The following is a 12,743-nucleotide window of genomic DNA, read 5'->3' as shown; positions in this document are numbered from 1 at the left end:
GCGTCCGTGAGATCGCCATCGCCGGCAAGCCGTGTTCCTACACGGAGCGTGCCATACTTGGCGTTTTGTGCACTGACCCATGGCCGATATGACTTTCGATTCGCCCCTCAGCGCTTACCACTACGCAATCAAGCAAAAAGGCTTCGTCCCCGATGTCGCGCAAGAACATGCCGTTCTGGCGTTGCAGCAGTGTCACGAAGCCTTGCATCAAGGCCGAACGCCGGTCACCGGGGTTTACCTCTGGGGGCCGGTCGGGCGTGGCAAGACCTGGTTGATGGATCAGTTTTACCAAAGCCTGCGGGTGCCGGCGCGGCGTCAGCACTTTCACCATTTCATGGGCTGGGTGCATCAACGCTCGTTTCAACTGACCGGCACGGCCGACCCGCTGCGAGCGCTGGCCCGTGAGTTGGCGCGGGATGTGCGGGTGCTGTGTTTCGACGAATTGTTTGTCAATGACATCGGTGACGCGATCATCCTCGGGCGATTGTTTCAGGTGATGTTCGACGAAGGCGTGGTGATGGTCTGCACCTCCAATCAACCACCGGATCAGCTCTACGCGGACGGTTTCAACCGTGACCGGTTTTTGCCGGGGATTGCCGCGATCAAAGGCCACATGCACGTGGTGGCGGTGGAGGGTGGCGAAGATCACCGATTGCATCCTGGTGCAGCGCTGCAGCGTTATTGGGTCAGCGCACCCGGTCAGCCCGATCCGATGAGTGAGGTGTTCAAACAACTGACCGAAGGGCAGCCGGTATCCAGCGATCCGGTGATCATCGGCTATCGCTCGGTGACTGTCGTCAAGGCCAGTGAAACCGTACTCTGGTGCCGTTACGCGGACCTGTGCGAGCAACCATATGCGGCGATGGACTTCATGGCACTGTGTGACCGCTTCAACGCTGTTCTGTTGAGCGAAGTCCCCAGTCTCAGCGCCCATCAGCGTCCCGGCCGCATTGCCCGAGGCACTGAGGATGGCGCCGAGCGCGTCGAGGCCGGCGACCGTGAACTGCCGCAATTGTCTATACACGATGACAGCGTGCGGCGCTTCATCGCGCTGGTTGACGAGTGCTACGACCGCAAAGTGCCGCTGTACCTCGACGCGCAGGTGCCGATGGATGAGCTGTATACCGAGGGCTACCTGGAGTTCCCGTTTCGCCGGACCCACAGCCGGTTGAAGGAAATGCAATTACGGCGCTTTGCCGAAGCCTGAAACTATTAGGCTAACCAAGATTTTGTTCAGTCAAACGCTGCACCGCCAGCCGACGGTAATGGGAAGGGGTCATGCCTTTGAGTTGCTGAAAGCGCCGGTTGAAGTTGGAAATATTGTTGAAGCCCGACTCGAAGCACACCTCGGTCACCGGTTTATCGCCATCGGCCAGCAACTCGCAGGATTTGCTGATGCGCAAGCGATTGACGAACTCGATGAAACAGCGCCCGGTCGCCTGCTTGAAGACTCGCGAGAAGTAGGTCGGTTTCATGCCCAGGTGTTCGGCGACTTCTTCCAGTGGCAGTTCGCGAGCGTAGTGGGCAAAGATGTAATCCACCGCCCGGTTGGTGCGGTCGATGTTGTGTTCGTCGGCCAATTGCGGCGTGGTGGCGCCGGACAGCAACTGGTAATCGTCGGTGGCCGCCAGCAACTCCAGCAGAATGAAAAAGTACCCGAGGCGGGTAACGCCTTTGGCGTCGGCAATCCGCTGCATCAGGTCCATGGCCTGGCGGATTGTGTGTTTACAGCGAAACTCGATGCCGTACTGCGCACGCTCCAGCAGGGGCGTCAGGCTCTTGAGCTCGGTGAACACCTGATGGCCGCTTTCGAACAGCTCATCGGTGAAGTTCACCAGCATGTCGCGCTTGGGTACCACTTCGTCTTCGGCGACCTGGCTGATCCAGTTGTGGGGCAGGTTAGGGCCGGTCAGAAACAGCGTTTCGGGGTAAAAGTTGCCGATGTAATCGCCGATGAATACCTTGCCCGAGCTTGCGACAATCAGGTGCAGTTCATATTCCTTATGGAAATGCCAACGCACCAGCGGGCAGGGGAATCCGTGCTGGCGATAAATGATGGACAACCCATTGTGGTCGTCCATCAATTCGTATGCGGGGTCGGTGACTCTTGCCGCTCGGGTCATGGCTGCACGCTTGTGGGTAACTGCAGCCGATAATGCCTTCTTCAAGAAAGGGACACCAGTCTTGAGATGCGCGCCTGGCGCTAGCACGATCAGCGCATGCTGACGGCCTTCATACTGTTGGCTATCCAGCAATAACGAACAATTTCAGACTCTTCGACAAAGTCGGTGTTGATAATGCAGCAGCGACTCACCCAGTCTCGTGATTGATGAAACCAGTCGTTGATAGCGTTCTTGATGTCCACGGGACCTCCAAGAAACGAATAGCTGGTGGCTGACAGGGACCATAGAAAATTGCCGGAATGCTCAGTACTCAAGGTGTTGGCAATGTGGTTGCGCAAATCGTCGATATCAGTGAATGCCTTGTCGCTCCACTTGTGAACAACTCTTGGCCAGAACGTGGTTTCATCAAGATCATCCGGCCCGTGGGCGGCCAGCACTAGCCTGCGATGAGGGCTGGCTCGCTTCAGTTGCCCGATGGAGAGGTGCGATTGTGAAAATGGAATGGTTGTGTGTCCCAGCCGTCTCAAGAGCAAGGCGTTGAACTTTTTATAGTCGAAGGAGTGCTTGCCACCCGCCAGAAGGTGAAAGTCAAGCACGATGAACTCGTTGGGATTGCGTTGAAGAAACGCCAGAACGGCGTCGATAAGTTCATCCAGTACGCGATGAGACTCCAGGCCATTGTGGTGAAAATAAAAAATATCCTGATCGTGTCCCGGCTTATACCCCAGGCGTATATCGAACGCTCTGACACCCTGGGCCAGTTGCCAGGAAAATGTATCGTTTTGACAGGTTGTCCAATGGCCGATAACGACGTCGTAGTTAGGGGCCTTTTTATCCATGCCGCAATTGTGGGCGCCTGGCCAGATAATGTCGGTTAACTTCAGGGTGTCGATATCCAGGACTTCGTTCATCCAGGCCTGCTTGTTTAAATGTCCTGCAGTGTTTCGTGGCATGTGTGCTCCTGCTTTCTGTTGCACGTGTCAATCCATAGACGCGTGGTATGTTTTTTGGGTGTTGAGCGCTGAGCCTTTGCGGGCACAGGCTGCATATAACAAGATAAGTGCAGTGTGTGCCGGGTGACAGCTACTACGATCCTTTTGTTACGTAGGAATACGCTGGCGGGACAGTAATATATTGTCAATCTTGATGTTGTTGGGTGAGTGGTTAGTTGGCGTGTATGCGGATATAAAGATAGCGAAAGTTGCGAAGAGCACATTGTCATGCTACGCGCAAAAAACACATACGTATTGGATGAAATATGGCTAACAATTTTTATAAATGGATGACCGACATGCCTGTCCTCGACGGCTTGACATTGGGAGAGTTGGTATTGCCAGGCGCTCACAATTCGGGCGTCGACAAAAAGGCTGCTTATGCCGTTCCGGGCGTCAGCCACTGGGCAGCTTGCCAGAATAATAGTTTTTACTATCAACTGGTCAACGGTGCCCGTGCACTTGATCTCAGGCTTGAGTATGACGGCAAGGGCGGCTTCTGGTTTCAGCACAATGGATATCGATCTTCTCGGGCCCTGGAAGATCTGATCATGGCCGTGGACAGATTCCTTGAGCAAAATCCCGGTGAGTTCATTGTCCTGAATTTTCAGCAGCTGAGCTCCAATAGCAGTCGCTTCGACGAAAAAGAATTTTCTCGACTGCTGACGCAACACTTGGGAGGCCGGGTGATTCCCCCCGAAAATCGTTATTTGACGTTGGGGGAACTAAAAAGAATCAGTCCGTTTCAACGTATCATGCTGGCGTCTTATGGAGACGTTGATCGCAGTTACTTCAATTGGGGACTCAGAGGCGAATGGACGGGGATAGACCTTGCCAGTGTCGCTGATGTGAAGGTGTTTATTACCAAAACCATAGAGTATCCAGATGGTGTTGGGATGCCATGGTCAATGTCCGCCACGAGTTACGGTTTGGCACAAGGGCCTGTGAATATAACCACTCATTTGAATGAGTGGTTTGACCCGGCTCGCAATGAAAGGGTGTTGAATTGCAGCGTGATCAATGTTGATTTCTTTGAAGAGTCGGCGCTGGTTGCTCATTGCATGGAAGCCAATCTTATGAAGGCGAAAGCGAAACAAAAGTGACGCTTTGTTGTGTCGGGCTCGACCGAAAAGTCAGTATGAACGCCCCGCAAGTTAACGAACACTTATCCGTTAGTGCGGTTTTTTTCTTCAATCCACTGCGACATATATTGAGTGCTCTTGTGCTGATGGTGCCGCAACATACTGCCGATGAAGTTATCGTTGCGCTGTTTCAACAGGTTTTCGCGGCAACCCATCAGCCGATCAATCAGTGCCGGGCCATGGACGCGCTGTTGGTAACGACCGGCCAATAGTTTTATGCCGGCGTTTTGAGCAAGGGTCCACTGCGTCTTGTCTTGATATAGGCGCACAGCTGCATCGGCAAGGCTCTGGGCGCTTTCGGCGATCGCGCCCGGCCAAGGCATGTCCCCGGACATACCTTCGGCACCGACCGGCGTGGTGACATTCGGTGTGCCGCACAGCATGGCGTCGACAATCTTGCCCTTGATGCCAGCGCCGAAGCGCAGCGGAGCCAGGCAGATGCGTGCCGCGGACATGACCTGCAAGGCGTCTTCGGCCCAGTTCATCACGTGAAATCCCTGGCTCGGGTTGTGCAGCGCGGTCGCCTTTGGCGGCGTATAAGCGCCATAAATGTGCAGTTGCGCACCGGGCAGTTGTTGCCGGATCAGTGGCCAGAGGGTGGTTTTCATCCAGAGCACGGCGTCCCAGTTCGGCGCGTGGCGGAAATTGCCGATGCTCAGGAAGTGCGCACGGTCCTCGAAGGGTGTGAACGGCCGAGTGATCGGGTCGATCATCAGCGGGCACCAGTGCAGCACCTGGCGCGGCAGTTTGAACTGCTCGATCAGCAACTCAATCTCGACCTCCGAGACCATAAGGTTCAGGTCGCAACGGAACAGCGCGGCAATTTCACGCTTGGCCAGATCGGTATCGGCCATGAGCTCGAACTCTTCACGCAACGCTGGGGCGAACAACTCGCTGAAGTCATTGGCGTCGTCACTGGCCTTCAGGCGCTCCTTGAGCCGCTGGTGGCGGGCATGTCGCAAGCTCTGCAGGTCAGAGGTCTCAAGTACGCGCAAGGCATCAGGGCAATGTTTTTCGACACGCCAGCCGAACTGTTCTTCCATCATGAACTGATCGAACAGCACGATATCCGGAGCCAGATCGCTGACGAAGGTATCGAAGCTGCTGTTGTTCAGCTCGATGGGGACTTCACGAATACCCAGCTCCGTCAGATCGGCCTTGTGTTCGCCCGCACCGGCCGGGCTGCTGAACGTGATGTCCCAGCCTTGTTGTAAAAACGTTTCAAGGATTTGCATCACGTGTCCGCTGGCTGCGGATGAGCGCGGCTCGGGCCAGACGTAACCAATGACCAGGACTTTGGTTGCGCGGGGCTGACTCATGAACGGGATTTCCTTGATGCAGGCAAAAGACTGGGGAGAAACGCGGGGCGCAATTAAACCACAGCTAATGATGTTTATTGTGCCCGGCAATCGCCCAACGATGCCTTATGCGCTTGTATTGACTGGAAGTTTGCCGATTCATGAGTTAGCGTCTGACAGCTGATTCATGGACGTTTTTCGATGACCCAACCCACCGCACTCCAGACCAAAGTCGCTTCGCAGATTCTCATGGCAATCCGGTCTGGCGAGTTAACCCCCGGCAGTCACCTCAAAGAGGTCGAGCTGGCCGAGCGCTTTGGCGTGTCTCGCTCGCCGATTCGCGGGGCGCTGGTCTATCTGGCGCAAGAGCAGGTGATCGGACGCTTGCCCCATCAGGGTTATTGCGTGCTGGATACACCGCTCAGCGATGAGTTGGCCAAGGTCAGTCTGCCGATCGGTGAGGATGAGGAGCTGTATCAGCGGCTGATCGACGATCGACTGGCTCAGGCGATTCCCGATCAGGTGATGGAGAGCGATCTGTTGCGTCGTTACGGTGCCAGCAAAGCGGTATTGCGCCGTTGCTTGTTGCGGTTGTCCGACGAAGGTGTGATGCAGCGCAAACACGGGCACGGCTGGATGTTTTTACCCACCTTGGGCTCGGCCGAAAAGCGCTTCGAAAGTTATCGCTTTCGTATGCTCCTGGAGCCTGCGGGCTTGCTCGAACCGACCTTCAATCTACCGCGTGAACGCTTGCAGCGTTGCCGTGAGAAGCAGCAGGCATTGCTCGAAGGCACTCCCGACAGCCTGAGCTTTTTCGAAGCCAATGCCGAGTTTCACGAGTTATTGGCTGCTGCGTCCGGTAATAGCTTCATTCTGCAAACCGTGCAGCAGCAAAACCGCCTGCGCCGGCTGACCGAATTCCATACGGTGTCGAACCTGGAACGGGTCCGTACCTCATGCCGTGAACACCTGGAAATTATCGATGCGCTGGAGCAGGGCGATCGGGAATGGGCGTCGACCTTGCTGTACAGGCACTTGAAAGTGGCCAGTACCTTGAATGAAGTGCGCAAGAAAAGCTGAGCTCAAGCTGCAAGCATGCTCAGGACCTTGTCGCGCAACTGCTCGATAGAGAACGGCTTGCCAATCACCGACATGCCCTTCGGCACTTCAATACTTTCCGCATAGCCACTGGCAAACAGTATCGGCAACGCCGGGTGCAGTACACGCGCCTGAGCGGCCAGCTCCCGGCCATCCATCTCCGGCAATCCCACATCGGTCATCAGCAGATCGATGATTTGCGCGCTATCGTTGAGCAGGGCAAGCGCTGCTTTGCCACTGTCGGCCTCCAGCACCTTGAACTTGAGTTCTTCCAGTACGTCGACGATCAGCATGCGCACGATGGTGTCGTCTTCGACTACAAGGATGGTGAGCGCTATGTCTGACATGGTGGTGGCTCTCGGAAGAAGGCATTCGGTCAGCGGTCGATTGAAGTGATCGGCTTGAATCGACAGGGTAACCGTTCTGACTGAATCATGCAGAGTGATGCGGGATATTGTCGGCTAGGCTGTCAGAAAAATGGATCAAAAATGCGTTCATGGGGCAAGTTCCTTCACTAACCACAGTTCACCAAGGCCATTCAATGACCACTTCGTCTTCGGTTGATGAGCAAGGTTTCCACAAACTTTTGAGCCGCAATATCAGCCTGCCGTTGGGTATGGGCGTACTGAGCGCGGTGTTTTTTGTCTGCTTGATCACCTATCTGTTGTCGGTGATCCAGTGGGTCGAACACACGGATCGGGTGATCAATAACGCCAACGAAGCGGTAAAGCTGACGGTCGATCTGGAAACCGGGATGCGTGGTTTTCTGTTGTCCGGCGAGGAGCATTTTCTCGATCCCTATGAAACCGCCAAACCGAGAATCATTGTCGCGCTCAAGACCTTGCAGGAACTGACGGCCAACAACCCGCCACAGGTCGATCGCCTGCGCAGGCTTGAAGCATTGCAGGTTGAGTGGAACGAATACGCGCAGGCGCTGATCAATTTGCAGCGCAGCGGCGGTGACTACCGGGCCGTCGTGAAAACGGGCAAGGGCAAGCGTCTGACCGATGAAATCCGCAAGCAGTACGAAGATGTCATCGACATGGAGCAACAACTGCGCATCACGCGCAACGAAGAGGTTCGACGCACGACGATCTGGACCATTTCCCTGTATGTGCTGTTTGTTGCCGGTATCAGTGGCTTGTTGGCCTACGCTGGCCGTCGCGATTTGCTCAGCCTGTCAAAAAGTTACGGCGCCAACCTGGCTGCACAGCAGACCAGTGCGCAACGTCTGGAACAACAAGCCTGGTTGCGCAATGGCCAGACCGAGCTGGCGGAGCAGCTGCTTGGGCAACTGACGCTGAATCTGCTGGGCCGCAATATTCTGCAATTCTGCGCGCAGTACCTGAACAGCGCTGTTGGCGCGATGTACGTGAAAGAAGAGCATGGAGGCCTCACGCGCATAGCCTCTTATGGTTTCTCCCGTGAGCAGGAAGAGCGCGAGCAGGCGATCTACAGTGGCGAGGGCATTACCGGCCAGGCCGCGCAGCAGGGCCGACTGATTCGTCTGGATGACGTGCCTGCCGACTATTTCAAAGTCAGCTCCGGGTTGGGTGAGGGCGCGCCGCGCAGTGTGCTGGTGGTACCGACCAGTGATGACGAGCGGGTCAACGGTGTGATCGAACTGGGTTTCCTGCGCGCCCTGAGCGAGCGTGATATCGAATTGCTGGAGTTGATTGCCGGGAACATCGGCACCTCCATCGAAGCGGCACATTATCGCCAACGATTGCAGGAAGTGCTCGCCGAAACCCAGCAGCTCAATGAGGAGTTGCAAGTGCAGCAAGAAGAACTGAGGACCGCCAACGAAGAGCTGGAAGAACAGTCGCGGGTGCTTCAAGAGTCCCAGGCGATCCTGGAGACTCAGCAGGTCGAGCTTGAGCAGACCAACGAGCAGCTTGCCGAGCAGGCACACATCCTGGCCGAGCAGCGCGATGCGATGGATCTCAAGAACGGCGAGTTGAATCAGGCCCAGGCACAACTTGAAGTCCGCGCGCAAGAATTGCAGCGCTCCAGCCAGTACAAGTCCGAATTCCTCGCCAATATGTCCCACGAGCTGCGCACGCCGCTGAACAGCTCGTTGATTCTTGCCAAATTGTTGGCAGAGAACCCGCAAGAAAACCTCAGCGCTGAGCAGGTGAGGTTTGCCGAATCGATCTACTCGGCCGGTAACGATCTGCTCCACCTGATCAACGACATTCTTGACATTTCCAAGGTCGAGGCCGGCAAGCTTGAAGTCCACCCGGAGAATGCCAGCGTCGCGGGTCTGGTCGGTGGTTTGCGTGGAATGTTTGAACCGCTGGCTGCGGACAAGCATCTGGCGTTCGACGTCGTACTGCAAGCCGATGCACCGTTGATGCTGTTCACCGATCGTCAGCGTCTGGAGCAGGTGCTCAAGAACCTGCTGTCGAATGCCATCAAGTTCACCGAGAAGGGCAGCGTCAGCCTGACCGTCGCCAGGCAGCCGGCCGAGGGTATTGCTTTTATCGTTCGTGACTCGGGCATCGGTATTTCCAGTGATCAGCAGGACAGTGTTTTCGAAGCCTTCCGGCAGGCCGATGGCAGCACGAACCGTCGTTACGGTGGCACGGGCCTGGGATTGTCGATTTCACGTGACCTGGCGGCGTTGCTCGGCGGGTCGATCAGTGTCATCAGCGAACCGGGGCAGGGCAGCTCATTCACCCTGGTGCTGCCTGTGCAGTATGTCGAACCCGGCGATGAGCCGCGTGAGCTGCGCAAGATCGCCCCGGTTGTCGCAGTGCCCAAGGTGACTGCCGCGCCAGCAGCGTTGATCGCCGAAGTGAGCATTCCGCGCTTTGCCGATGACCGTGGCAAGGCGCCGTTCACCCGCCGTTGCATTCTGGTGGTGGAAGATGAAGTGAACTTTGCACACATCCTCTTCGACCTGGCCCACGAGCTGGGCTATCAATGCCTGGTGGCTCACGGCGCCGATGAAGGTTACGACCTGGCGACACAATTCATGCCGGATGCAATCCTGCTGGACATGCGCCTGCCGGACCATTCCGGGCTGACGGTGTTGCAGCGCCTGAAGGAACATGCCGAAACCCGGCACATCCCGGTTCACGTGATTTCCGTCGAGGACCGCGTCGAGGCCGCCATGCACATGGGCGCCATCGGTTATGCGCTCAAGCCGACCACCCGCGAAGAGCTCAAGGACGTGTTCGCGCGACTGGAAGCCAAATTGACGCAAAAGGTCAAGCGCGTGCTGCTGGTGGAAGACGATGACTTGCAACGCAACAGCATTGCCCGGCTGATCGGTGACGATGACATCGAAATCACCGCTGTCGGCCTGGCCCAGGAAGCACTGGACCTGCTGCGCGAGACGATCTATGACTGCATGATCATCGACCTGAAACTGCCGGACATGCTCGGCAATGACTTGCTCAAGCGCATGTCCACCGAAGATATCTGCTCGTTCCCGCCCGTGATCGTCTATACCGGGCGTAACCTGACCCGTGATGAAGAGGCGGATCTGCGCACGTATTCACGCTCGATCATCATCAAGGGCGCGCGCTCGCCAGAGCGCCTGCTCGACGAGGTGACACTCTTCCTGCACAAAGTCGAATCGCGGTTGTCCCATGAGCGGCAAACGATGCTCAAGACTGCCCGCAGCCGCGACAGGGTCTTCGAAGGCCGCAAGGTGCTGTTGGTGGATGATGATGTGCGCAACATCTTTGCCCTCACCAGCGCACTGGAGCACAAGGGCGCTACCGTGGTGATTGGCCGTAACGGTCGTGAAGCGATCGAGAAACTCAATGAGGTGGAGGACATCGACCTGGTGCTGATGGATGTGATGATGCCGGAGATGGACGGTTACGAAGCCACCGCCTCGATCCGCATGGACCCGCGCTGGCGCAAGCTGCCGATCATCGCGGTGACGGCCAAGGCCATGAAGGATGATCAGGAGCGCTGCCTGCAAGCAGGTTCCAACGATTATCTGGCCAAGCCCATCGACCTGGACCGCCTGTTCTCGCTGATTCGCGTGTGGTTACCGAAGATGGAACGTATCTAAGTGCAGAGAAATACCGACATCGAGCTGCGGTTGCTGGTCGAAGCGATCTACCTCAAATACAGCTACGACTTTCGTGATTACTCCGGCGTTTCGATCAAGCGTCGGGTCAATCACGCCTTGCATCAGTTCGAGTGCAAGACCATTTCCGCGCTGCAGGAGCGGGTGCTGCACGACCCGACGGCGTTCATGCAGTTGCTGCAATTGCTGACGATCCCAGTCAGCGAGATGTTTCGCGACCCGGCACACTTCCAGGCCATTCGTCAGGAAGTGGTGCCACTGCTCAAGACCTATCCTTCGATCAAGATCTGGATTGCCGGGTGCAGCACGGGCGAAGAGGTCTATTCGATGGCCATTCTGCTGCGCGAAGAGGGCTTGCTGGAGCGCACCATCATTTACGCCACTGACATCAACCCACGCTCGCTGGAAAAGGCCAAACAGGGGATCTTTTCGCTGGCGAACATCCGCGCCTACACCCATAACTACCAGCAGGCCGGTGGTCTGTGCTCGTTCGCCAACTACTATACGGCGGCGTATGACCACGCGATTTTCGACAAGACCCTGTGTGAGAACGTGACTTTCGCCGATCACAGCCTGGCGACTGACAGTGTCTTTTCAGAAACTCAATTAATTTCATGTCGTAATGTATTGATTTATTTCAATAAAAAATTACAGGATCGCGCCTTCGGGCTGTTTCATGAGTCGCTGTGTCATCGTGGTTTCCTGGTGCTGGGCAGTAAGGAAACCCTGGACTTCTCGACCTATGGCAAGCAGTTCGAACCTTTGGTCAAACAAGAACGGATCTACCGCAAGCATGCTGAGTAATATCCAGGCCAAATTGCTGATCGTCGACGATCTGCCTGAGAACCTGCTGGCGCTCGAAGCGTTGATCACGCGTGAAAATCGCACGGTGTACAAGGCGCTATCCGCGGACGAAGCCTTGTCATTGCTGTTGCAACACGAGTTCGCCATCGCCATCCTCGATGTGCAGATGCCCGGCATGAACGGCTTCGAACTGGCCGAGCTGATGCGCGGTACCGAGAAAACCCGGAGCATTCCGATTATTTTCGTCAGTGCGGCCGGGCGAGAGAGTTATTACGCGTTCAAGGGTTACGAAAGTGGCGCCGTGGACTTTTTGCATAAACCGCTGGATATCCACGCGGTGAAAAGCAAGGTCAACGTGTTTGTCGACCTGTACCGGCAGCGCAAGGCGATGAAGCTGCAGGTCGACGCCCTGGAGCAAAGCCGTCGTGAGCAGGAGGCGTTACTCAAGCAATTGCAGGCCACGCAGAGCGAACTGGAGCAGGCCGTGCGCATGCGCGATGACTTCATGTCGATCGTCGCTCACGAGGTCCGTACACCGTTGAACGGGCTGATCCTCGAAACCCAGCTGCGCAAGATGCACCTGGCCCGGGACAATGCTGCGGCGTTTACCCTGGAGAAGATGCACGCGATGGTCGATCGCGATGAGCGGCAGATCAAGAGCCTGATTCGCTTGATCGAGGACATGCTCGATGTGTCGCGGATTCGCACCGGCAAGCTGTCCATTCGCCCCAGCCGTTTTGACCTGGCGCAGTTGACGGGTAACCTGTTGCAGAATTTTGCACCGCAGGTGGAGTCTGTCGAGTCGTCGGTGACGTTTGTCGCTCCGCTACCGGTGGAAGGCAATTGGGATGAGTTTCGCATCGAGCAGGTGGTGTCCAACCTGCTGACCAACGCTCTGCGTTACGGTGCCAAGCGTCCGATCGAGGTGCGCGTGTACAGCCAGGACGGTGAAGCGCGGATGGAGATCAGGGACCAGGGGATTGGCATCAGTGAGGAAAACCAGAAACGTATTTTTCAGCAGTTCGAGCGTGTGTCGGCGAAAACCGTGGTGGCCGGACTGGGTTTAGGGCTATTTATTTCCGAGCAAATCGTCGCCGCCCATGGCGGATCCATCACCGTTGAGAGCAAGATTAATCAAGGTTCGTTATTTCGTGTTTGCCTACCGCTGCAGGAAAACAGACAAAGCAACGCAACCTCTGCGTGACCGAAGGGTCGTATCAGCAGCTATTGACCGAACA

11 protein-coding genes are annotated in these 12,743 nt (G+C 56.2%); 7 read left to right on the top strand and 4 right to left on the bottom strand.

Going from position 1 to position 12,743, the window contains the following annotated elements:
- Positions 1 to 88 precede the first annotated feature (88 nt).
- Positions 89 to 1,207 (top strand): cell division protein ZapE, encoded by a 1,119-nt coding sequence (zapE, locus tag KRR23_RS19135; RefSeq protein ID WP_216743846.1) that lies wholly within the window; start codon positions 89 to 91, stop codon positions 1,205 to 1,207.
- 10 nt (positions 1,208 to 1,217) lie between these two features.
- Here zapE and KRR23_RS19130 read toward each other — a convergent pair whose 3' ends face one another.
- Together KRR23_RS19130 and KRR23_RS19125 are read right to left on the bottom strand one after the other, a co-directional pair.
- Positions 1,218 to 2,123: an AraC family transcriptional regulator gene (locus tag KRR23_RS19130; protein WP_054597194.1), complete on the bottom strand. Its 906-nt coding sequence runs from the start codon at positions 2,121 to 2,123 to the stop codon at positions 1,218 to 1,220.
- An 89-nt stretch (positions 2,124 to 2,212) separates the two neighbouring features.
- Complete coding sequence (locus KRR23_RS19125) at positions 2,213 to 3,076, bottom strand: phospholipase (RefSeq protein WP_216743781.1); 864 nt, start codon at positions 3,074 to 3,076, stop codon at positions 2,213 to 2,215.
- 305 nt (positions 3,077 to 3,381) lie between these two features.
- Between KRR23_RS19125 and KRR23_RS19120 the strand changes: the two genes are divergently transcribed.
- Entirely contained in the window at positions 3,382 to 4,218 is an 837-nt protein-coding gene (locus KRR23_RS19120) for a phospholipase (protein WP_216743780.1), read from the top strand.
- 62 nt (positions 4,219 to 4,280) lie between these two features.
- Here the strand turns inward: KRR23_RS19120 and KRR23_RS19115 are convergent, their stop codons facing one another.
- On the bottom strand, positions 4,281 to 5,576 hold the full coding sequence (locus KRR23_RS19115; RefSeq protein WP_216743779.1) for a glycosyltransferase: 1,296 nt from the start codon (positions 5,574 to 5,576) through the stop codon (positions 4,281 to 4,283).
- Between KRR23_RS19115 and KRR23_RS19110 the strand changes: the two genes are divergently transcribed.
- Both KRR23_RS19110 and KRR23_RS19105 read left to right on the top strand, forming a co-directional pair.
- Positions 5,575 to 5,739, top strand: a complete 165-nt coding sequence (locus tag KRR23_RS19110; RefSeq protein ID WP_216743778.1) for a hypothetical protein — start codon at positions 5,575 to 5,577, stop codon at positions 5,737 to 5,739. The genes KRR23_RS19115 and KRR23_RS19110 overlap by 2 nt on opposite strands.
- 17 nt (positions 5,740 to 5,756) lie before the next feature.
- Positions 5,757 to 6,635, top strand: a complete 879-nt coding sequence (locus KRR23_RS19105) for a GntR family transcriptional regulator (RefSeq protein WP_054597198.1) — start codon at positions 5,757 to 5,759, stop codon at positions 6,633 to 6,635.
- 2 nt (positions 6,636 to 6,637) lie between these two features.
- On the opposite strand, the gene KRR23_RS19100 is transcribed toward KRR23_RS19105, so the two are convergent.
- A complete protein-coding gene (locus tag KRR23_RS19100; protein WP_216743777.1) occupies positions 6,638 to 7,000 on the bottom strand; it encodes a response regulator in 363 nt (120 codons plus the stop codon).
- Between the two features lie 194 nt (positions 7,001 to 7,194).
- Here KRR23_RS19100 and KRR23_RS19095 point away from each other — a divergent pair, with 194 nt between their 5' ends.
- Genes KRR23_RS19095 through KRR23_RS19085 form a run of 3 tightly spaced genes read left to right on the top strand, consistent with a single transcriptional unit; the run spans position 7,195 to position 12,709 of the window.
- Entirely contained in the window at positions 7,195 to 10,683 is a 3,489-nt protein-coding gene (locus tag KRR23_RS19095; RefSeq protein WP_216743776.1) for a response regulator, read from the top strand.
- Positions 10,684 to 11,505, top strand: a complete 822-nt coding sequence (locus KRR23_RS19090) for a protein-glutamate O-methyltransferase CheR (protein WP_216743775.1) — start codon at positions 10,684 to 10,686, stop codon at positions 11,503 to 11,505.
- Positions 11,495 to 12,709 carry a hybrid sensor histidine kinase/response regulator gene (locus KRR23_RS19085; protein ID WP_216743774.1) on the top strand — a complete coding sequence of 405 codons (1,215 nt, stop codon included), beginning with the start codon at positions 11,495 to 11,497 and terminating at the stop codon, positions 12,707 to 12,709. The genes KRR23_RS19090 and KRR23_RS19085 overlap by 11 nt, the downstream gene beginning before the upstream one ends.
- The last annotated feature ends 34 nt before the right edge of the window (positions 12,710 to 12,743 follow it).

The sequence above is a fragment of the Pseudomonas sp. CVAP#3 genome, assembly GCF_018986375.1.
Classification (GTDB): domain Bacteria; phylum Pseudomonadota; class Gammaproteobacteria; order Pseudomonadales; family Pseudomonadaceae; genus Aquipseudomonas; species Aquipseudomonas helvetica.
The sequence above is the reverse complement of the archived record's forward strand: the minus strand, read 5'-3'. Positions and strand labels throughout refer to the sequence as shown.